Annotated in this window: 18 protein-coding genes; 10 read left to right on the top strand and 8 right to left on the bottom strand. The window is 42.9% G+C overall.

All coding sequences use genetic code 11. The features are described 5' to 3' along the window. Positions 1 to 224: 224 nt before the first annotated feature. Positions 225 to 1,430 carry an MFS transporter gene (locus tag JMX13_RS05510; protein WP_265088397.1) on the bottom strand — a complete coding sequence of 402 codons (1,206 nt, stop codon included), beginning with the start codon at positions 1,428 to 1,430 and terminating at the stop codon, positions 225 to 227. A gap of 552 nt (positions 1,431 to 1,982) precedes the next feature. Between JMX13_RS05510 and JMX13_RS05515 the strand changes: the two genes are divergently transcribed. Further along, on the top strand, positions 1,983 to 2,987 hold the full coding sequence (locus JMX13_RS05515; RefSeq protein ID WP_201610620.1) for a dienelactone hydrolase family protein: 1,005 nt from the start codon (positions 1,983 to 1,985) through the stop codon (positions 2,985 to 2,987). 308 nt (positions 2,988 to 3,295) lie between these two features. Here the strand turns inward: JMX13_RS05515 and tnpB are convergent, their stop codons facing one another. Beyond that, positions 3,296 to 4,450 carry an IS200/IS605 family element RNA-guided endonuclease TnpB gene (gene tnpB / locus JMX13_RS05520; RefSeq protein WP_201610627.1) on the bottom strand — a complete coding sequence of 385 codons (1,155 nt, stop codon included), beginning with the start codon at positions 4,448 to 4,450 and terminating at the stop codon, positions 3,296 to 3,298. A gap of 160 nt (positions 4,451 to 4,610) precedes the next feature. On the opposite strand from tnpB, the gene JMX13_RS05525 reads away from it, so the two are divergent. After that, positions 4,611 to 5,357: a hypothetical protein gene (locus JMX13_RS05525; protein ID WP_201610629.1), complete on the top strand. Its 747-nt coding sequence runs from the start codon at positions 4,611 to 4,613 to the stop codon at positions 5,355 to 5,357. A gap of 248 nt (positions 5,358 to 5,605) precedes the next feature. On the opposite strand, the gene JMX13_RS05530 is transcribed toward JMX13_RS05525, so the two are convergent. Then, a complete protein-coding gene (locus JMX13_RS05530) occupies positions 5,606 to 6,193 on the bottom strand; it encodes an Rrf2 family transcriptional regulator (protein WP_201565238.1) in 588 nt (195 codons plus the stop codon). 151 nt (positions 6,194 to 6,344) lie between these two features. Beyond that, on the bottom strand, positions 6,345 to 7,598 hold the full coding sequence (locus JMX13_RS05535; protein ID WP_201610631.1) for an NnrS family protein: 1,254 nt from the start codon (positions 7,596 to 7,598) through the stop codon (positions 6,345 to 6,347). A gap of 409 nt (positions 7,599 to 8,007) precedes the next feature. Between JMX13_RS05535 and JMX13_RS05540 the strand changes: the two genes are divergently transcribed. Next, positions 8,008 to 8,238 carry a hypothetical protein gene (locus JMX13_RS05540; RefSeq protein ID WP_201565831.1) on the top strand — a complete coding sequence of 77 codons (231 nt, stop codon included), beginning with the start codon at positions 8,008 to 8,010 and terminating at the stop codon, positions 8,236 to 8,238. A gap of 143 nt (positions 8,239 to 8,381) precedes the next feature. Here the strand turns inward: JMX13_RS05540 and JMX13_RS05545 are convergent, their stop codons facing one another. Next, on the bottom strand, positions 8,382 to 9,872 hold the full coding sequence (locus JMX13_RS05545; RefSeq protein ID WP_201610633.1) for an aldehyde dehydrogenase family protein: 1,491 nt from the start codon (positions 9,870 to 9,872) through the stop codon (positions 8,382 to 8,384). Positions 9,873 to 10,286: 414 nt separating this feature from the next. Between JMX13_RS05545 and JMX13_RS05550 the strand changes: the two genes are divergently transcribed. The 5 genes from JMX13_RS05550 (at position 10,287) to JMX13_RS05570 (ending at position 15,345) form a co-directional block, all read left to right on the top strand. Further along, complete coding sequence (locus JMX13_RS05550; protein ID WP_201610635.1) at positions 10,287 to 10,889, top strand: TetR/AcrR family transcriptional regulator; 603 nt, start codon at positions 10,287 to 10,289, stop codon at positions 10,887 to 10,889. A gap of 435 nt (positions 10,890 to 11,324) precedes the next feature. Beyond that, positions 11,325 to 12,554 carry an iron-containing alcohol dehydrogenase gene (locus JMX13_RS05555; RefSeq protein WP_201610637.1) on the top strand — a complete coding sequence of 410 codons (1,230 nt, stop codon included), beginning with the start codon at positions 11,325 to 11,327 and terminating at the stop codon, positions 12,552 to 12,554. Positions 12,555 to 12,677: 123 nt separating this feature from the next. Further along, complete coding sequence (locus JMX13_RS05560; protein ID WP_201610639.1) at positions 12,678 to 13,739, top strand: NADP-dependent oxidoreductase; 1,062 nt, start codon at positions 12,678 to 12,680, stop codon at positions 13,737 to 13,739. Positions 13,740 to 14,002: 263 nt separating this feature from the next. Next, positions 14,003 to 14,680: a type 1 glutamine amidotransferase domain-containing protein gene (locus JMX13_RS05565; protein WP_201565821.1), complete on the top strand. Its 678-nt coding sequence runs from the start codon at positions 14,003 to 14,005 to the stop codon at positions 14,678 to 14,680. Between the two features lie 29 nt (positions 14,681 to 14,709). Continuing rightward, the gene (locus JMX13_RS05570) at positions 14,710 to 15,345 is read left to right on the top strand and encodes a glutathione S-transferase family protein (protein WP_201610641.1); all 636 of its coding nucleotides are present in this window, start codon (positions 14,710 to 14,712) and stop codon (positions 15,343 to 15,345) included. A gap of 92 nt (positions 15,346 to 15,437) precedes the next feature. Here the strand turns inward: JMX13_RS05570 and JMX13_RS05575 are convergent, their stop codons facing one another. Continuing rightward, entirely contained in the window at positions 15,438 to 16,769 is a 1,332-nt protein-coding gene (locus JMX13_RS05575; RefSeq protein ID WP_201610650.1) for a D-arabinono-1,4-lactone oxidase, read from the bottom strand. After that, positions 16,757 to 18,013 carry an alanine racemase gene (locus JMX13_RS05580; RefSeq protein WP_201610652.1) on the bottom strand — a complete coding sequence of 419 codons (1,257 nt, stop codon included), beginning with the start codon at positions 18,011 to 18,013 and terminating at the stop codon, positions 16,757 to 16,759. Before JMX13_RS05580 ends, JMX13_RS05575 begins: the two co-directional genes overlap by 13 nt. Before the next feature lie 466 nt (positions 18,014 to 18,479). Here JMX13_RS05580 and JMX13_RS05585 point away from each other — a divergent pair, with 466 nt between their 5' ends. Continuing rightward, positions 18,480 to 20,168 (top strand): MFS transporter, encoded by a 1,689-nt coding sequence (locus JMX13_RS05585; RefSeq protein WP_201610654.1) that lies wholly within the window; start codon positions 18,480 to 18,482, stop codon positions 20,166 to 20,168. Positions 20,169 to 20,267: 99 nt separating this feature from the next. Continuing rightward, positions 20,268 to 21,572 (top strand): HlyD family secretion protein, encoded by a 1,305-nt coding sequence (locus JMX13_RS05590; protein ID WP_201610656.1) that lies wholly within the window; start codon positions 20,268 to 20,270, stop codon positions 21,570 to 21,572. A 129-nt stretch (positions 21,573 to 21,701) separates the two neighbouring features. On the opposite strand, the gene pdxH is transcribed toward JMX13_RS05590, so the two are convergent. Beyond that, the gene (gene pdxH / locus JMX13_RS05595; protein ID WP_201610852.1) at positions 21,702 to 22,361 is read right to left on the bottom strand and encodes a pyridoxamine 5'-phosphate oxidase; all 660 of its coding nucleotides are present in this window, start codon (positions 22,359 to 22,361) and stop codon (positions 21,702 to 21,704) included. Positions 22,362 to 22,424: the final 63 nt, after the last annotated feature.

The raw sequence follows: 22,424 nt of genomic DNA on the forward strand, positions 1-22,424 counted from the left end.
AAACCTAGGCTATGTAAAGCGTGCTTGCGTAAGTAGCATACGATGGCCAGTACGTTGATTGGCATTTAAACACTTGGGTTATTATGTTATGACAAGGCCATATTAAGTGAAAAGATATAGTGCTAAAAAGTGTTGAATTAATATGCAGTGTACTAAAAGCCAGTTTATTAAAAGAATCATTTTCTTAATAATAGGCGCTCAAAAAAAGCTATCGAAAAATCCTCTTAATTCGCGCGAGGATTTGTTTTGACCATCCCAATGCTAGCAACCAATAACGCCAGCACTTGTACAAACAATAACAACCAAACTGTCAGCGACCATTGGCCACGCGCATAAGCGATGCCGCAGAGCCATGCGCCCATCGTGCCGCCTGCGTAATAACCCATATAATATAAGCCCGACGCCAATGAACGTCCTTTTTTAACATTGACCGCGATATAACTGATGGTAGCAGCTTGCGTAATAAAGACGCCAGTGGACATAACAGCAAGCCCTATCACGACTCCCCAAAGCGGTGTTAGTAATGTTAGCAGCACGCCAAGCATCGAGATAACCATCGCTACTCGAACCGTACGCGCTGAGCCAAATCGGCGTAGCAACGTCGTTGATAATGGGGTGATGATAACGCCTATTAAATACACGGCAAAAATATTGGCAAGCGCACCTGTGCTTAATTCATAAGGTGTATCGGCCAAATGCAAATTAATAAAGGTAAAACAGCCTACCAAAGAAAACAACACGCAAGCACCAAGCAAGCAGGACGTGACGACATAGCGATTTACTAAATGCTCACCAAGGGTTTGCATGGCTGAGCGAAAATTGGGATTGGCAACAAAGTGCCGTGACGATGGCAGCATTTTACCCACCCATAGTGCACCGACAAGCGTCATACCTGCCATCACATAGTAGCCGGCGCGCCAACCAATGAGCTCATGCAAGTGCCCAAGTAAAAAACGCCCCATAAAGCCGCCAAGCACCGAGCCTGAGACATAAAACGACATCAGCTCAGTGACCGCGCGCCCCTCAAACTCTTCACCGATATAAGCAATCGTCACCACCGTAATACCGGGTACAGACAATCCCTGCATAAACCGCCACATGCCCATCCAACCGATATTGGGACTTTGGGCAATTAACGCAGTAGGTATCGCTAAAAACAAGAGCGCCCCAACGATAAATGACTTACGACCAACGGCATCAGAAAGCATGCCCAAAAATGGCGACATGATAGCAATCGCCAATATGGTAGCGCCGACAATCATGCCTGCCTGCACCTCAGTTGCGGACATATCTACCATCAATACTGGCAAAATAGCCTGAATAGAATAGACCTGCAAAAAAGCAAACATCCCAATCAAGCCAATCGTCAGCTTCAATAGCCATGAAGGTGCATCAAATGGCAGCGGTTGATTGGGTGGCTGAGTGGGCATTTGAATATGGCGGCGGATAGCGCTGCTATCTTTGCCACTACCATCAGCATTGACATTGATGTCGCTATTTATACTGTTATTTATATTATTATTCAAAGTATGACTGACTATATTGGACGCCTTTTTTAGCTGGAAGCTAGACGGCATAAGTGAGAGAAATAAAGCGATAGCATGAAATCGTGATAATAATAAAACTCATGACTGACTATAAAACGATGCATGGTTTGTGAGTTTATCACAGCAAATACCAGACTCAGGTTTCGGTGTGTTATTCGCGATGCTATTTATGAATGTTATTTATAATAAAGGATTTTTATTCAAGTGCTTTTAATGACAAATTTTCCAACCCTAAAACGCTAGGCTGATTTTAACACTGTAGAGGTGATTAATATTTTTGACAGCTAATAGATTACTGTCTACTATTATTTTGCCCTGCTATTTATGGTAGATATCGCCACTTTAGCACTAGCCTGACAAAGTAATGCATAGAATAAAGTAACGCACAGAATAAACCTTACATACAAAAAGACCTCAAATAATAGACCCTTTATCATGTTAAACAACGCTATTTATCCAAGATTAATTGCCGCGACAGGCGCACTGATTGTTTCTATGCATGTGGCAGCGGTCACATCAGAACAAGTAACCCCAATTAAACAGCCAGCAATTGAAAAGCTTTCAATTAATGAGCTGTCAACCGCCACCTTAGCAACCAAAGTGCCCGCAACTAAAATACCTTTAACCACGACAACATCAGCATCGCCTACCTCAAACTGTATTCCTGACAGTGTCATTACCGCGGCTGAGCTGTCAGCTACGCGCGATAATGGTCCTTTTACGGTGGCAAGTAAATCTGTTCCTCGGCAACTAGCCAATGGCTTCGGCGGCGGCACCATTCATTATCCTACCAATGCTGGAGACTGCGGTCTGTTAGGCGGTATCGCAGTGATTCCCGGTTATGTGTCTTACGAAGCCTCTATCAAATGGTGGGGGCCGCGTCTGGCATCTTGGGGATTTGTGGTTATTACTATCGATACCAACTCTATTTATGATGACCCCGATAGCCGTGCGACGCAGTTGAGCGCCGCGCTCGATCATATTCTTAGCGATAGTACGGTGGGTGCGCAAATAGATAGCACACGTTTAGGGGCTATCGGCTGGTCAATGGGCGGTGGTGGCGCGCTGCAGTTAGCGACCAAGCGCAGTGACGTTCGGGCCATTATTCCGCAAACGCCCTATCATGATAAAGACTACGGCAACATGGACACGCCTGCTTTATTTATTACCTGTCAAAATGACCGCATTGCCTCTAATAAAAAGTACAGCAGTCCGTTTTATAATAATGCTGCTGGCGCAAAAATGAAGATTGAGATAAAAAATGGCAGCCACTTTTGTCCAAGCTATCGCTTTAACGAGATATTACTCAGCAAACCAGGTATTGCTTGGATGCATCGCTACATAAATGGTGATACTCGCTTCGATAAATTCTTATGCAACAATGAAAATTATGGCAACAGCCCCCGTATATCGACTTACGATTATAAGAATTGTGTATAGTCAATTTAAGCTAAAAACAATACAGGGCGGCTGGGATAAATTTTTCCCAGCCTCTGGAGTGTAAAGCACACAGCAAGCAAAGACAGAAGGAAGAAAGAAGAAGTTATCTCAGCAGAACGCTATTTTGAATTACATTACAGTCAAGGCAGTCCTCTAACCAATTTTTAATATTTACACATCTATATGGCTGATATCTATTTCCTTACAGACTTTACGCACATGAACTACCCCCTACCTTAGAGGTAGAGATTTCTTAGGTAACGCTCTTACTTGACACGATATTCTGTATCAGCGGTTAAGCGAATCAACTAAGCTAACCCTGTCGCACCGACAGTTTTTGATTGTTTAGCCAGTATTAATCCTTGATGTAAGATATTGATACTGGCATTGATATCGCGGTCATTTTGCTGCAAGCAACTTGGACAATTCCACATTCTAACCGACAGCGGTAATTCAGCTTTAGTCAGTAGATGGTTGCAGTTTGAGCAAGTCTTAGACGATGGAAACCATCGGTCTATTTTGACAAGCGTTTTGCCGTACCAGTCTGCTTTATAGGCAAGCATGGTGGTGAATGCTGACCATGAGCTATCACTGATTGCTTTTGCAAGTTTGTGATTCTTAACCATACCCTTGACGTTCAAGTCCTCTATCGCAATAACATCGTGGTTTTTGATGAGATTGAATGAGAGTTTATGCAAGAAATCTTTGCGAGTATTGGTTATTTTCTCATAGACCTTGGCGACTTTTGTTTTTTGCTTTTGATAGTTGCGGCTCTCTGACAACTTGCGTTGATCCGCTTTGGCAACGGCTCTGCGTTTGGCTAGTATGTTCTGTTCACGCGCAAGCTTGGCTTGCAGCTTCGATAGAAACTTAGGATTGGCAACTTTCGTGCTGTCCGATAAGACGATAAAGTCTGTCAATCCTAAATCAATGCCGATGTTAGAGTGGGTTTTTGGTAATTCATCAACGATGGTTTCAACCAGTAAGCTGACGTAATACTTACCTGATGGGATGCGGCTGATGGTGGCGCTCTTTATTAAGCCGTTTATTTTATCGGGGAACTTGGCGTTGATATGACCAACCTTAGGCAGCTTGACGGTGCTATCTGTGATCGTCACTGTACCCTTTTGATTGTTGGTGGTGTAACTGTCTTTAATGCCCTTTTTCTTGAACGTAGGGAAGCCTGTGCCGTTCTTAAAGAAGGCATTATAAGCCGCTCTTAGGTTTTGCTGCACATTCGCCAATGCTAAGCTATCGACTTCTTTTAGCCATTCAAACTCTTTTTTATACTGAGCAGGGGTGTTGTTTAAGGTGGTCTTTGTGGTCTCATAGTGGTCTATTTTATCGCCAAGCATCCTATTCCAAATAAAACGAGCACAACCGAACGACTTAGCAAAAAATATTTGCTGTTCTTCATTAGGGTACAGCCTGACTTTATGGGCTTTTAGGATTTGCTTTGGCATGAAATACTTATTGTTAGTTGGTGTTATATTTATTATTAATTATACTACAGGTAGAGGTTATTATCACCAACAACGCATTCATCTCACCACCTTGGAGGTGGGAGAATTCTGCGCTAAGATGTTAAAAAACTCATAAAATAACCATTAAGGAAAAGTATCAATGACCGATAAAATACATGATGTGGGTGCAGGATTTTGGAATATTCGTGGCACGTTTCGCTTAGGCGGGGTGCTAAATATAGGCACTCAGTGCTCGCTTGTAAAATTAGCCTCAGGGCGCTTTATATTTTTAGACAGCTACGAGCTCACCGGCGACGTACGCGCTGAGGTAATGGCGTTAACCAACAATGGGCAAGATGTCGAAGCGGTCCTCAATGTCCACCCCTTTCATACTGTCCACTGCGCACAAATGGCAAAGGACTTCCCGCAAGCAACTTTTTATGGCAGTAGCCGTCATCATAAAAAAATCCCCGAAATTCAATGGGCAGACGATTTGGTCGAAAGCAATGCGGTCGCCAAGCGCTACCCTGAGCTGAAGTTTTCTATGTCAAAAGGTATTCATTATATCTCGCCCAATGAGATGATTCATGCAGGCTCGCTGTTGGTATTCCATCCTGCCAGTAAAAGCTTGCACGTCGATGATACTTTTATGAGTCCACCAACCAAATTACTAGAAGCGGTGTTACCGGAACTGTTATTGCACCCAACCACCAAAAAAGCACTAAAAGATGAGCCCAATGCTGGCAAGCAGTATTGCGACTGGGCGACTAATCTGGCGCATGAATGGCGCGAGGTACGTAACTTCTGTGCCGCGCATTCTTATTTAGTGAAGTTTAAAGAGGGTGAGTTTGAAAAAGCCTTATTAAAAGCCATTGATAAAGCCCGTCCTAAGCTTGAAAACGCTTAAACGCTTAGATGCTTAGCTGCTTTAAAAATTGATAATAAAAAAGGCTGCCCATACTATTACTAGCGGGGCAGCCTTTTTTTGTGGCGATTTTATATATCGTAGAATTACTTTAAAATTGATACAGTGGGACTGGGACAAATTTTTCGTAGCCTCTGGAGTGCAAGGCGCACAGCAAGCAAGGAAAATTTATACCAGTCGCACATAGCTATAACGTAGCGCTTTTATTTTGAACTGACTATATAAAACCTCTATTCTACAAAACTATTTAGGCCATTTCTATAAAACAATAACTCCGCAAGCTCTGCCTCATTACTGATAATATCTGCCAATGTATAACGCTCAAGGACGTTGATAAAAGCCGTCAATGCTTCAAAGAATACCTGTTTTAGCTGACAGACAGGACTAATAATACAACCTGACTTGACCCCCGCACTTGCTTCCTCATCAATCAGCGTCAAAGATAAATCTTTGGCAACCGCATTATCATCAGTACCATTAAAAGAGCTGTCAGAATTAGCATTGTCAGGCTTAGGATTAATCAATAAATCGGTCGAAAAACATTCAACCAGATTAAAATCAGGCTCAATCTGTTTGATTAACACCCCCAAATTGATGTCTTTTGGCGCACACGCCAAGCGAATCCCACCGTTTTTACCGCGCACGCTATCTATATAGCCAAGTTGCCCGAGCTGATGAATAATCTTGGTCAAATGACTTCTAGAAATGTGATAACTGTTGGCAATATCACTGATATTTGCCAATAGGTGCGGCTCAGGCTTGGTCGCCAAATATATTAATGAGCGCAGCGCATAATCACTATAGTTGGTCAGTCGCATTTTTTGCACTCCAATGTTTGTTATAACTATTAACTTTATAATTTGAAATAATGCTATGTTTTAAAATGCTATGTTTTAAGTCGCTTTAGCTTTAGCTTTTAAACTATTTAACTACTTAAATCAGTTGCACTTTAACCGTTTCAATACCTTATTAGCCAAATAAACCATCTGGTCGCGGGCGTGCCAGTATCGGCAAATAACTGATACAAAACAAGGCAAAACAAGCTATCCAAGCGCTTTGTGCCAGCATGATCCATAATAAGTAATGACTCATATCGATTAATGGCAAAAATACCCGACTGACAAACGCCACTGCCATAAGCGCGAACATCGCATTGACGATTTTGGGTGGCTGATGAATACTGCGCCCCGTATGACCGAGCGACACCCGCGCCATCATCGCCACCGTCATCATGCCAATACCGGAAATCGATAATCCATGTACCGCAATGCTGTGATTATAGCCTAACCATGGCTGCAGTGCGTACAATACAAAGCTCACACACATCCCTAAAAAGGCGATATATAACGACCATAGTAACGGTTTTTGCCAAATACCACGATGATACCAGCCAACTAAGCGTACGATGTTGACCACCGCCACCCCAAGTGCACTGATGGTCAGCAAGTATTTATTGGGATAAAACATATCAGTGATAAAAAAAGCAAAGAAGAACAATAAGCTTGCGATATCCTGCGCTTTATTATTACGTACCGTCACTGCTTCGGTTTCACCTTGAGCATTTGGCACACTTAGACCACGCTCAATAAAGAACGGCACCACGCGGCGACCGATGGTCAATACCAAGCCGATAATCAAATAAAAACCTAAATAAACACCAACTTTGGTCAGATTCATATTGGCGCTGATAATGCCCCAATAGCACAAAGCATTGCCCACTGTTAATAATGCAAGCTTGGCTAAAATCCCCATTTGCTTATATTGCTTAACTTGCAATACTGCACGGAAAATCACAAAAGCCATCGTGCCGATGAACAATAAATCGAATACCGCCGCCGCATATAGTAACGCCACGCTGCTACCAGCAACCGTGATACCTAAGCCAAATCCTACCCAGCCCAAACGCGCCAGCAACCAACAGACAAAAATACCGAGCAGCTTGTAGCCATGCGGCATCATAACGCCCGTCCAAGTCTTAACTGCAGTCAATAAAAATCCCGCCACGATGGCCAGCGCATAGCCGTAAATCATTTCATGACCATGCCAATACAGCGGATTCAACGTTTGCGCATCGATATCTGTATGTCCAGTAAACACAAATGCCCACAACGCCATGGTTATAATGGCAAATAGTGCGCCTGCGCTAAAAAATATCCGAAAGCTCAAGTTGAGTATGGGATGCGGCGAGCTTGGTGGCTTGCTAGGTAGATTAATTGATTGCATAGCAGACTTCTTATAATGAAAGTTAGAAGGTATGTCTTAAAGATTCATTTTATATGAATGTTAATTATAATGCCACCTAAACTATAGGACTGCTATGGTTTATTCAAGTAGTGATTCATTCAAGTAGTGACTCATTAAAGCAGTTATCATATACAGCTATAATTGATATAAAGCGCTAGACTGGATAGTGTTATTTTAGCCCAATCTGTATTTAATAACTGATATTAGATAGCTTATACTCGATAACAGATGTTCGATAAGTGATATTAGATAACTTACCTTCTATAATTTACAGCGGCATAAAACTCTAAAGTCACACATAGCTTGATATTTGCCCTCACCATTACCATCATAGGTAATGAGCACAGTTAATTTGACTGCGTCAATGGTTTACTTTTAGGAGATTGTCATGACAGAAGCGCATGCACCGATTGAAAAACGTAAAATCGTTAATAGGTTTTTGACCCTACTGACCAAAGAACAGCCGCAAATGTATTATGCAACGACATCTGAGATCTCTCGTAGCATCCATACAATGATAAAAGAACATACCAACCGTCTGACAGTAGAAGAGCAAGCATTGGTTCGACATATGACTATCGAAGAGATTGAAGCATTACTAGGCTTTCATTCTAAATAACATTAGAACTATAAAACTTTAGAATCATTGCGTGTAAATAAGAAAAAAAGACCACCATTCAGGCGGTCTTTTTTTATATCGAAATATTTATCTAACTACATCTAAGTACGTTTATCCATAATGCGTTGATTAGAATGCACTGATTAAAACGGATATTGACGCGGTTCGTTTTGCATTGATATCCAATGCGTTCTGGTAAATTCTTCCAGTATCCACTCACCATTAAAGCGACCAATACCTGAGTTTTTCTCACCGCCAAATGGCATGTTGCTCTCATCATTGACTGAGATATCATTAATATGGGTCATGCCTGCTCTGATACCGCGCGCAAAGCGCAAACCTTTTTGCATATCTGCTGTAAATACCGCACTCGATAAACCATACATGGAGTCATTGGCTATCGATAACGCATCATCTTCATCTTTGGCACGAATAATCCCGACCAATGGCCCAAACACCTCATTACGTGACAAATCCATCTCACGCGTGACTTCAGTAAAGATATGCGGCGGTACTACCTGACCTTTAATCTCACCACTCAAAATCATTTTGGCACCTTCTTGCTGTGCTTTAGCAATTTTTTCTTGCAGTGACTTGACTTGTTTTTCATTAATAATTGGACCGACTGCCGTATCTTGCTTGTTTGGATCACCGACGTTTAAGGTTTTAACGTGAGCTAAGAAGCGCTCAACAAAATCATCATAAATCTCGTCTTCAACGATAATACGGTTGATAGCGAGACAGATTTGACCTTGATGCAGGAATTTACCAAAGGCGGCGGCTTTTACCGCTTGCTCAATATCCGCGTCCTTTAATACCACAAATGGGCTATTACCGCCGAGCTCAAGCGCAACTTGCTTGATGTAGTCGCCACCATTGGCCAGCTCGCCAATATGTTTGCCGACTGAAGTTGAACCGGTAAATGAGACAAAGCTTGGAATATCATGAGTGACGATGGCGTCCCCTATCTCACTACCCGCCCCAACAACGACGTTAAGCAGTCCTTTTGGTAAACCTGCTTCTTCGAATACTTTTGCTAACAGTAAACCACCCGTAATAGGTGTGTCACTTGCAGGCTTAAGCACGACCGCGTTACCAAGGGCTAACGCAGGCGCGATAGAACGCTGGGTAAGATGTAGCGGAAAGTTCCATGGGCTAATAACGGCTACGACACCGATTGGCTCACGGTAGACGAAGTTTTCTTTACCGGGGGTGTTTGAGGCGCGAATTTCACCATGGACACGATTAGGGAAACTGGCCGCTTCAAGGGTAATTGCACGCGCACTACCGAACTCTACCATTGCTTTGATACGCGTACTGCCCGACTCCTTAATGAGCCAATCGACAATCTCGTCTTGACGCTGATCTAAGACATTGACGACGTTATACATTAAACCGGCGCGTTCGGCTGGCGTATTTTGCGCCCATTCTTTTTGTGCCGCATTTGCCGCTTGATAGGCTTCATCAAGCTGCTTACTGGTAGCCTGTTTAATCTCGACCAGCGTGTCGCCATTATATGGATTAACATTAGTATTGATACTGTCATCTTTTCCGCTCTGCCACTCACCTGCAATATACTGCAAATGAAAGTCGCTATATACGCTCTGCTGAGTATTCTTAGTATCGGTTGACATAATAATCCTTATTTATTTTATGTTTGTTGTTTAAAACGTTTGGTTCATTAAAACGCTTAATCAATTAAAGCATCGAGCTGCTACATTTGGAATAGGGAGACTGCAAAACAGTTATGTGTAATGGTTACGTTGGGAAATGATGGTTTTATGAAACGATCGTGTAAAATAACCATTTGCCGTTAACCATCGATAACAAACGTAACTTGCTAGACGACTGGTCTAATGCTAACATAGTCAGCATAAAAATAAGAATCATTTATTACTAAGTATTGTTGAAAAAACGTAACACTCAAAATTATTATTTTTCTTTCGATTAAAAAAGTACCTTTAAAGCCCTGCTTTATGTCACTTAATTTAACGACATCACCATTTAATGACATCACCAAATAAAGATCTAAGGAGAACATCCTCTTCATGTCCGCTATTATAACCACTGCTCCATCAGATACCAGAGCGCATCTGTTAGCCATCGGCTATCAACTCATTGCGCAAAAAGGTTTTACCGCAGTCGGTATCAAACAAATACTTGATACCGCTGGTGTGCCAAAAGGCTCCTTTTATCATTACTTTGCATCAAAAGAAGCCTTTGGTGAAGCCATCATCGAACACTATTTTGACAACTATAAAAATCGCCTCGAGGCGATTACTGCTGAAAAAATCAGCGCACAACAAAAGATTTATAACTATTTTCAAAACTGGTATGACACCCAGCAAAAGGGCTGTGACCATGAGAAATGCTTGGTAGTAAAACTCAGTGCAGAAGTGGCTGATATCTCAGAAACCATGCGTAAGGCTCTGTATGCCGGTTATCAACAAACCATCAACTGGATTGCTGTGCAAATAAAAGCAGGCTGGGCAGATGGTTCTATACCTCACCCTGACAATATCGCCGCCGAAAGTATGGCCAAGCGTTGGTACTTTGCTTGGTTGGGTGCCAGCTTAGTCGCTAAAATCAGTCAAACCGATACGCCATTAGCAGAAGTTTGGCTGATGACCACCTCGCAGCTTGGTCGCTAAACGCTGTGTAAATAAAATTAATGCTAATAAAATCAGTACCCTAAAACCGATGTCAATAAACTTGATATCGCGACTATCTATCTAGGTTGTTAATGCTCAGCTAGTAGCTACCGCCTTAGTTTATTAGCTACTCCCTTAACCATAGCAACCTAGCCGTTAATACCTTCTCGTTAATACCCAACCGTTAGCACTAACGTATAACGCTGATTGAGGGTTTTCAATCGCCAATAAGCAATTATTAATAAAATACTAAGAACTTTCAGTTATACGATAGTTTTGTAAAATTAATAAAAAAATAACTAGACGACCGGTCTAATTCATGTACAATGCGCACAGATGGCAATAATTGCTATGACGCATATCCGATATAAAAGACGTCATTCATTAGCACTTACATCACAACTTATCTCTTTATCATTAGAAACTAGGAATATTATGAATAACTTTCAATATTACAATCCCGTCCGTATCGTCTTTGGCGAAGGTCAAATCAAACAACTATCAGAGCTCGTGCCAACAGAGGCACGCGTGCTAATCACTTATGGTGGCGGTTCAGCGCAGCGTACTGGTACGTTAGATGAAGTAAAGAATGCGCTAGCTGCAAATGGCAAACGTGAAGTATTTGAGTTTGGTGGTATTGAAGCCAACCCAGAATTCACCACCTTGCTAAAAGCCGCTGATATGGTGAATGAGCATAATATTGATTTCTTACTAGCAGTTGGTGGCGGTTCAGTCATTGATGGCAGTAAATTTGTCGCGCTTATCTCTTCATTAACTGAAGATGGCAACACCGATGGCACGGTTTCTCGTGAAAAAGCATGGGAGGCGCTGACCAGTTATTGCAAAAATATCGATTCAGCGATTGATTTGGGCGCGGTACTGACCATTCCAGCGACCGGTTCTGAGATGAACTCAGGCGGCGTGATTAACTATAGCGAACGCCAAGCAAAACTACCATTTGGTAACCCACTTGCCTTCCCTAAATTCTCAATTTTAGACCCTGCGAAAACCTTAACCTTACCTGAGCGCCAAGTAATGAACGGTGTTGCGGATGCTTTTGTCCATGTGATGGAGCAGTACCTCACCTATCCAGTTAATGCGAAAGTTCAAGATGCCTTTTCTGAGAGCTTGCTTAAAATTCTGATTGAAGAAGGCGCAGCAGTCAAAGCAGATCCAGAGAATTTAGAAACGCGTAAAAACATCATGTGGACAGCAACCATGGCGTTGAATGGTCTGATTGGTACTGGTGTGCCGCAAGATTGGACGACGCATATGATTGGTCATGAACTGACCTCACTGCATGCGATTGACCATGCCCGTACGCTAACGATTGTATTGCCATCAGTATTGCGTGAGCTTAAAGACAGCAAAAAAGACAAACTGCTTCAGTATGCGCGTAACGTTTGGGGTATCAATAATAACGATACCGGTACACAACTAGACGATGACACCATCATCGAAACTGCTATTGTTCATACTGAGAACTTCTTCCGCGAGCTTGGACTACCAGTTAGCTTAGAAGATGCAGAATTAACCGAGTCAGCCATTGACCCTATTATCAAGCAACTTGAAGCACACAAAATGGTGAAATTGGGCGAACACGGTAAAAATGATTTAGACGTATCACGCCGCATCTTAGAACGCGCCGTTACCAGTAAAGCTTAATCGTCAAAAAACTTATAACTTTTTATTGTCACAACAATCGGTAGCCATGCACTTTGGCGTGGCTACTGACTTTAAAACGAAAATGAATAACTACAACCAATAACTAGAATAAGGAGCTTTAACATGAGCTTTGATAATAATTTTAATGCCCAACAAAACCAAAAACAAAACCGTCAAATCAAACTTGCCAGCCGTCCCAATGGCGCGCCAACCAGCGATAATTTCGAGCTAATTACTAGCGACATCCCTACTCCTAACGACAAGCAAATGCTACTGCGTACGGTATATATGTCACTTGACCCGTATATGCGCGGGCGTATGAGTGCTTCTAAAAGCTATGCTGACCCATTAGAAGTCGGCGATGTCATGCTAGGCGGCACGGTTGCACAAGTTGTCGAATCTAATATCGATAAATTCACCGTCGGTGATTTGGTCGTATCAAACTCAGGTTGGCAGGATTATAGTGTCAGTGATGGCGAAGGCGTGCTAAAACTTGATAAAAATATGTCCAATCCTTCTTATGGTCTTGGTGTCCTCGGTATGCCTGGTTTCACCGGTTATATGGGTCTAACCGATATCGGTAAACCAAAAAAAGGTGAAACCTTAGTCGTCGCAGCCGCAACTGGTCCTGTAGGCGCAACGGTTGGACAAGTCGGTAATCATTTAGGCTTACGTACGGTCGGTGTCGCAGGCGGTGCGGAAAAATGCTCCTATGCGGTCGAAGAGTTGGGCTTTGATGTTTGTATCGACCATAAAGCGGACGACTTTGCCGAACAGCTTAAAAACGCTTGCCCAGATGGTATCGATATCTATTATGAAAACGTCGGTGGCAAGGTATTCGATGGCGTATTACCGCTATTAAATGCCCATGCACGTATTCCAGTATGCGGCTTGGTGTCTCAATATAACGCTACCGAGCTTCCTGATGGCAAAGACCGCCTAGGTATGTTGATGGGTCATATTCTCAGTCAGCGCCTGACCATCAAAGGCTTTATCATCTTTGAAGAATACGGCGACCATTTCCCAGAATTCTTAAAAACTATGGGCGAATGGGTTGAATCAGGTAAAGTCAAAACCAAAGAGCATATCGTGGATGGCTTAGCACAAGCACCACAAGCTTTCTTTGATATGCTAGAGGGTAAAAACTTCGGTAAAACCGTGGTTAAAGTTGCTGACGTTCAGTAGTTCATATCAAGCGACTTATATAAAGGTATAAAGTAGCCAGCTTTAAATAACTTTCAGATAACCACTTAACAACATAATACGTTAAGACAGCTACTGAAAATAATGCTTAAAACATTAATACTGTTAGCAGCCAGTTTTTAGCAAAGATAGCTTTATCATGGTCTTTGCATAGCTTTAGCAAAGCTGGCTGCGACATATCTGAACTTGGTATTAAATTAGCATTAAAACCTAGCAAACAATACAAATAATAAATAAGGACAATTATGAATATTTTAATGGTACTAACCTCACACGATAAATTGGGTGATACAGGCAAAAAAACTGGCTTTTGGCTAGAAGAATTTGCCGCCCCTTACTATGCCTTTTTGGATGCTGGCGTCAATGTTACTCTAGCCTCTCCTGCTGGCGGTCAACCACCTCTTGACCCTAGTAGTGATACACCAGATGCACAAACCAAAGATACCAAACGCTTTAAAGAAGACAGTGAAGCTCAAGAGCGTCTTGCCAATACCAAAAAGCTTGCTGAAGTAAAAGCTGAAGACTTTGACTCCGTCTTTTATCCAGGTGGTCATGGTCCATTGTGGGATTTGGCAGTTGATAAAAACTCTATCGAGTTAATTGAAACCTTTGTTAAGCAAGACAAGCCTGTTGCCTTTGTTTGCCACTCTCCTGCCGCGCTTAAAAACGTCAAAATCGATGGCGAGTATTTGGTCAAAGGTAAAAAGGTCACTGGCTTTACCAATACTGAAGAAGAAGGTGTTGGCCTAACTGACGTCGTACCTTTCTTATTGGAAGACGTATTAAAAGCCAATGGCGGTCACTACGAGAAAGGCGCGGATTGGGAATCGTATGTCGTTGAAGACGGCCTATTGATTACCGGTCAAAACCCAGCGTCATCAGAAGAAGCCGCTAAACGTTTACTTGCTAAGCTGCAAGCATAATATAAAAACATCGTAAAAAGGCTAATATCATGATTCGCTTACATCATCTTAATCAATCGCGCTCACTGCGTACGCTATGGCTATTAGAAGAATTTGGGCAACCTTATGAGCTGATTAGTCATCAGCGTGATACCAAAACGCATCTAGCACCAGACAGTCTAAAAGCAATTCATCCCCTCGGTAAGTCTCCGGTTATTGAGATGGATGGCGAGCTTTATGCCGAATCAGGGGCGATTATCGAGATGTTGATTGAGCGTTTTGCCCCCGAGCGCCTGCGCCCTGCTACCGATAGTGCAGAGTATGGTCATTACTTGCAGTGGATTCACTTTGCTGAAAGCTCGCTTATGTTGCCGCTACTGCTTGAGCTGTTTACCACTAAAGCAGGCGTTGGCGATAATGAATTCTTGGCGGGTTATATCAGCGCAGAAAAGCATAAAGTACTGAGCTACTTAAATGATGAAGTCAAAGACAAAGCATTTATCATCGGCAATAAATTAAGCGGTGCTGACTTTATGCTGGCATTTGACTTAATCATGCTCGCGCATCGTGGGGCGTTACAAGACTATATGTATATCAAGCAATATGCGCTACAACTGGCGAGTATAGATAGCTATCAGCGTGCGATGCGTTTGGAAGCCAATTACGATGATTCTATTAAGCGTTAAGCCAAATAATTTTTATTGTTTAATATAAAAAAGCAGCTCTTTAAGAGCTGCCTTTTTATGCCTGATTGAAACTTAAGCCATTTATGAATACTTTAAATACAAAATTTTTGCTCAAGCCAGCTATTCATAAAGACATTATCAGGGTCAAACTCTCGGCGAATCTCTAAGAAGCGATTGAGCTTTGGATACAGATTTTGTAGCTCCACATGGTTCAATTTATTTACTTTACCCCAATGCGGTCGACCCTGCCATTTTTTCATATACTCGTACAGCCATTTAAATAACGGCTCACAGTCCATGCCTTTATAGACATGGAATGACAATACCGCGCAATCCTCTCCCTGTGTGGGACTGAGCATCCCAGTCTCGCCTTTATGCGTGCGCACTTCGATGGGAAAGTGCGAGCCTTTATTGTCTTTTAATAAAATATGATTGACCTCCGAGATACATTCATCAAAATCAGATAGCTTAATAAAGTACTCAGACTCATTAAACTTGACGCCGCGCGGTGTCGGAAACACCTCATAGCTATAGCCTTCACGCTTGGTATTAGGGATAGAGTTTGCGGAGATTTCACTCACCTTTTGGGTCAGCGACGGCTTCATACGAGCCAGCTCGCACAGCACATAAAAAGCGCCGTTAAGGGTAACAATGCTATCAAAATGGTCTTTAAGCTTTTGTGTGCCCGTCATGGCTTTGGGCGCTATCACCGACAGCGTCTTTTGCTGAATTTTATTGGTACCAGGAAATAAAAACCATTCTAAATGACGATGGCTATGCGCCGTTTCATGAAAGCGCGCCAATCCTTCTTCGAAACCTAATACCTCATTGGCTTCTTTAAGCCCGTATAGGTCGACTACTTTAAGGGTTAATTTGGTAAAAATACCAAGCATACCAAGGCTTGCATGCAAGGCATTACCCAACTCATCGGTTTTTGGATCGCCGCGATGATGGGTATGTACTTCTCCTTTACCATCGACCCATTCCCAGGTTACCACTTGATTGGCAATGGAGCCTAGAGTAATCCCTGTGCCATGGGTCGCCGTACTGGCAGCACCAGCGATAGTTTGCGCTTGCACATCGCCCATATTTTCTAACGCCAAACCATGTTCTTTAAGGGCTCCGCCAATTTCATATAAATAGGTGCCAGCATGTAAAGTAGCAAGCTTCGCTTCTTTATCCACCGAGATAAGACCGCGCATATTATGCAGACTGACGGCAATTTCTTCAGGTTTCGCACAACCACTAAACGAATGCGCGGCGCCCGTGACTCTAACGCGCTTTTTATTTGCCCGGGCATTTTTAACGATATCTTGTAGCTCTGCAACCGATGAGGGAGTAAGTTTTTGCTCAGGTGTAGCACGTTCATAACCGACCCAATTTTGCCATTCATTGCTTCCTTGCCACAGTCTTAATGAAAACATTTGCCCTCTCCTCGGTAGGTTGTCATTACCTGATTTTTAGTTTTTGTATTTATTATTGGACGCGTTCCTTCGCTTCTTGCAAAACCATCTGTTATAGATTGAGCAGACTGTCGATAACAAATAAGCTCATTAAAATGCTCACACAGCTCGCCTGCCTTTGCATGGCGGCACCAAACCACATCACCGATACTAAGACGAGGTGTGTTGCCATCTTTTTTAGCTTTAGAGATGGACATCGGCGTTTGTACTTCGCCAAAGCCTTCATCGTTTAATAAGGATAGATATTCGGGATAATGTATCACTGGCGCTTTGTCCGCGCCTGTCGCACCTGAGGCGATAAATCCACCGCTATGACAAGTAATCACACCTTTTTCAGGCTGACGCGTCACGGACAGCACAAATCCAGCAGCTGGCTGAAACTCATGCATGCTATCCATATAATCGAAATAAGCCGGTTTATAATACGCAGAACCCACGGTTATCTCGCTCACTTCAGGCTGGCTTGAAGTAAAATCCATACTGCCGCTACCGCCACCGTTGACGAGCTTCAAGGTATAACCTTGTTTATTGAGATATTCAACGATGGAGCGGCGACGTTTACTAACTTGTCTTTGTGAGCGGCTTTTTAATAAGCGGATGGCTGGCGACAACAAGGCTTTACCCGGTAAATGCTCAGGCAAACCAGCGATTTGTGCCTCATAACCCATTGCCGCACTGACATTAATATGGCGGCATTTTTTGATATGCTTTAGGAGTTTTTTAACGTCTTTTATGCTCATCAATGCCGAGCGCTTGGTACCGAAATAGAGCTTTGGCAGCGGCATCGACATATTGATATCGAGACAAACATCAATAACAACATCATGAATTTTGCCGACTTCATTAAGTACATCAACATGCTCAGGGCGATCAACCATCCAAATCATGGTCGCGCCCTGTTTGGTATAGTCAAACGTTGCCGCGACGCTCGCCATATCAAGAGTTGGATAAGCGCAGAGAATATTATCAAAGCCATTTTCTAACAGATATACTGATTCGTCGGCCGCATAAGACATTAGGCCGATAAAGTTAGGAGATTTGTCTTTGATGTAATGCAGAACGTCGATAGAGCGAATAGATTTGGTCGCCAAGCGTAGTTGAACAGACTTAGTTTTTTGGTTGACCAGTGTTATATTATGATCGAGCGCGTCCATATCAAGCCACGCACTCGGAGCTTTCGGCGGAATAATGTGGGCAAAATCCATTTTACTTTCCTTGTAACGACCATTAAATACGACCTTGTATTTCTTATAATACTGTTATTATGCCTCTAAAAAAGAGGATATATCAGCATCATAGTTTGTACCCAGAGCTTAGCTCAGTCAAGCGCCATATTTATAAAAAATCGACATTTGTTACTTGTAAAATTAAGTTTAGCTAAGAAGATCTTCGAGCAAAAACTCTAAATAAAAGTGGAATTATTTATATCTTTAAACATAAAAATAACTATGACGCTCTCACCTTTTTAAACTAAAAAAGTACAATCACTAAATAGTCTCAAATTGAAATCATGATAAAATGATGCAAACAGTCCTTTGACTGTTTTTTATTTTTTATAGCTACTATTTATAGCTACTAAATGAAGCACTTATGGCTCAATTTGATAATAGCTCGTCTAGGAATCCTACGATGTCACTTTATCTTTCTACTTTTAGCAGGTGGCGATAGACAATGAGCAATGAATACCAATTCAAACCGCACGAACAACCCTTTATGGTGGGTTCTCCCGCCACACCCGACCATCCTACGCGCCGCAAAGTATTTTATCTATTGATTGGTATTTTTATTGGCATCACCGCCAGCTTTCAAAATGGTTTATTGGTGGCAAATCTGACCCAAATCCAAGGTGAAATGGGCTTGACGCCAGTCGAAGGTGGCTGGATATCGGTCGCCTATAATATGACCAATGCTTGTATCACCGTGCTGCTATACAAAATCCGTCAGCAATTTGGTATGGCGCTCTTTAGCAAAATCACCCTGTTCTCACTGTTGGCGGCCACCAGTTTACAATGGTTGGTCAGTAGCCATCTCTTAGACACCAGCGCTATTATCATTGAGCCTTATTATCTAGAAATCATCGCCCGCGGCTTAAGCGGTATGGTTGCTAGTGCCATGACGGTATTGGCTATTTTTTATTGCCTGCAAGGTATGCCAACCGCCAAACGCATTAGCGGTCTGATTTTGGGGTTTGGCTTAGTACAATTTGGCATTCCTCTCTCAAGGATTATCTCGCCATATCTTGCGGTCGATGGCCAGCTTGAAACGCTATTTTTGTTTGAATTGGGCTTAACCCTGATTTGCTTTGCCCTGATTAATATCTTAGAGCTACCACCCGGCAATACCGAAAAAGTATTCGAAAAACTGGATTTTTTAAGCTTCGCGTTTTTTGCCAGCGGACTTGCAGCGTTAGCAGTCTTTTTGGTTCAAGGGCGTATCCAGTGGTGGACGACGCCTTGGCTGAGCTATCCGCTCATCATTGCGGTGGTGACGATTAGCATCGCTTTATGGATTGAAACGCACCGTAAAAACCCAATGTTACAAGTGCGCTGGATGCGTAGCCGCAATATCATCGCTTTTACGATAACCGGCGCGGTGATGCGTATTTTATTATCCGAGCAAAATGTCGGTGCAGCAGGCTTACTGGCCAATTTGGGCTACGGAAATGATCAGTTGATTACCTTTTATGCGGTGATACTTGCCGCCAGCGTTCTGGCCTTGGTCATCAGTATTTTTAGGACCAATGCGATGGATTTACGCCGTCCAGTCATTTTCGCTGTCGCCCTGATTGCGGTTGGCGCATGGCTAGATACAGATATTTCGCTAAATTCTGCCCCTTATATGTTTTATGTCAGTCAATTTATGATTGCCTTTGCTGCCGTTTACTTTATGGGTCCCATGGTTTTTGAAGGGATGTTTCGCGCTATCGCTAACGGCCCCGCTTACATTATTAGTTTTTCGGTTATTTTTAGCATCTCGCAGACCATTGGCGGACTTGCAGGCGCGGCAGCGATTCAAGCGTTTACCACCATACGTACACAGATACACTACGCTGATATGGTCAGCTCGCTTAATTTGGGCGACCCGGCCTTAATGGCACAAGTTGCAGGCGCAGGACGTATATTATCTACCCAAATCACGGATGCCAATCAAGCAAATGTCGCAGCGATGGGACAAGTATTGCAAGGTATTCAGCGCCAAGCGACTGTCGCCGCCTATGCTGATTTATTTTTTCTTATGGCAACTATCGCCTCCATCACAACGCTGATTTTATTACTAAATTACTTGTATAATCGCTACCATAAACGTAATCCATTGGCTAAAGAATTGGCAGCGATTGCAAAAATGCGCGAAGCAAAATAGCCCGAATAATTAAAGCATTTTCTTCATTTAAAAATGCCACTTAACATATTAATTAATGCAAAAAACTTATGATAACTATTCAAACTTTAGGAGCGCAGCATGAGTCAAGAAAAATCTGATGAGCTTAACCAAAACCCTAAGCCTGCCTCTGACGCGCTAACCAACGACACTCATGCTCCTGATGCAACAAATCATCCAAGTGCTGCGGTCAATATAGATAAATCAGCTAACGACAGGCTCGTAAATGATGAGAGTATTGTTAATGACGAGAGTACTGTTAATGAGAGTCTTACTGACAGTGATGAGTCGTCCATGCCGCCTATGCCGCCAAAGGAGCCTATTCCTAGCAGCGACGGCTGGTCGCCAAAGAAGAAATCTTATTTAAATTTAGGCATACTAATCGCCTTGATTGTGATTGGCGTGGCATTAATTTTGTATGCTTGGAAGCTGCCGCCCTTTACTCCGACGGTCCAGCAGACCAATAATGCCTTTATTAAAGGACAAACCACTATTATTAGTCCGCAAGTATCTGGCTACGTGACTGAGGTGGCGGTTGAGGATTTTGCCAATGTTAAAGAAGGTGATTTATTAATCAAAATAGACGATCGTACTTTTAGACAGCAGCTTGAGCAAGCGCAGGCAAACATTGAAATCGCTGTGACCAATCGCGCTAGTAATGCGCAGGATACAGGAACCAGCCAAGCGCAAATCGAAGCACGCGAGGCGGACTTATATAGTGCTAAAGTCAGCGTCGACAGTGCGCGTGAAGATGTCAAACGCTATCAAGGTTTAGACGCTATCGGCGCGGTATCAAAGGCAGAAGTGGCGCATATCAAAGCGCAACTTGCAAAAGCGCAGGCCAACGTGCAACAAGCAGAAGCGAATTTACAAGTGGCTCGTGAGGCAAGCGAGAAGACCAGCGGTAGCCGCTCATCTTTAGATGCCAATATTAAGAGTGCAGATGCCGGTGCCAAGCAAGCTCAGATTAATTTAGATAATACCGTTATTAAGGCACCGGAATCTGGGCAGCTGAGTCAAATCAGTGTCAAAGAAGGACAATACGTGAGCGCAGGTACGCAGCTGATGTATATCGTACCAAAAGGCGTATGGATTATTGCCAACTTTAAAGAAACGCAAGTAGCCAATATGCGTATCGGTGAGCCCGCCACCATTCATGTTGATGCCCTTAGCGGTGCCAAATTTCGCGGTCATGTCAGTAATATCTCGCCTGCAACGGGCAGCGAATTTAGCGCGGGCGCGGCCAACCCTGCGACGGGTAACTATATCAAAATTGCCCAGCGCGTTCCTGTTAGAATTGATTTAAACCAAAACCAGCCTAACCTTGCGCGGTTACGTCCAGGTATGTCAGTATCAGTGAATGTCGATACCAAAGCAAGAAGTTAATGCAAGAAATTAGGCTAAAAATCAGCGCAAGAAAAGCCTCTTTAAATGCCTAACGTGTTAGGTTTAAAGAGGCTTTTTGATTTTTGCAATATCTTATTTTCAGTAGATTTTAGCTTAAATGAGCTAATTTTATGGTAACAAGCGTTTGGTTGTCCATTTTGCCGCGTCGCCCGTGCCACTCTTATCTTGCGTATAAACAATGCGGTCATGCATACGATTGGCACGGCCTTGCCAAAACTCGATGCTCTCAATCGTAATCTCATAGCCACCCCAAAACTCAGGGGTTGGTACTTGACTGTCTGCTGGATAATCATTTTGCAACTGCTCAAACGTTTGCTCCATGACCTCGCGATTGGCAACCTCACCACTTTGCGGCTGGCTAACCCACGCGCCCACTTGATTATCATGCGGACGTTTTTGGAAATAAGCCGCTGATTTAGTAGCGTCTATTTTAGCAATACTGCCGCTGATACGGATTTGACGCTCAAGCTTATGCCAAAAAAACAGCGCTTCGGCATTGGGATTTTCGGCGATATCTTGGCCCTTGGCGCTTTCGTAATTGGTATAAAACACGATGCCTTTTTCAGTAATTTCGCGCAGCAAAACGATACGCACGCTGGGCTTATTGTCTGCGCCGCACGTCGCTAAACTCATCGCATAAGGTTCTTGCACTTCTGCTGCTATCGCTTCATTCATCCACGCGTGTAGCAGCTCAAATGGTGAATCTGGTACTGACTGTTGGTCGAGTTGCCCTTTCTCATACGATAGGCGCTGATCGGTAAAATCCATACTCATGATTGTTTCTCGCTAACTTTCAAATATTATTAATATAAGTCTATTTAACTAAGACGT

Origin of the sequence: Psychrobacter immobilis (assembly GCF_904846285.1) — a bacterium.
Classification (GTDB): Bacteria; Pseudomonadota; Gammaproteobacteria; order Pseudomonadales; family Moraxellaceae; genus Psychrobacter; species Psychrobacter immobilis_D.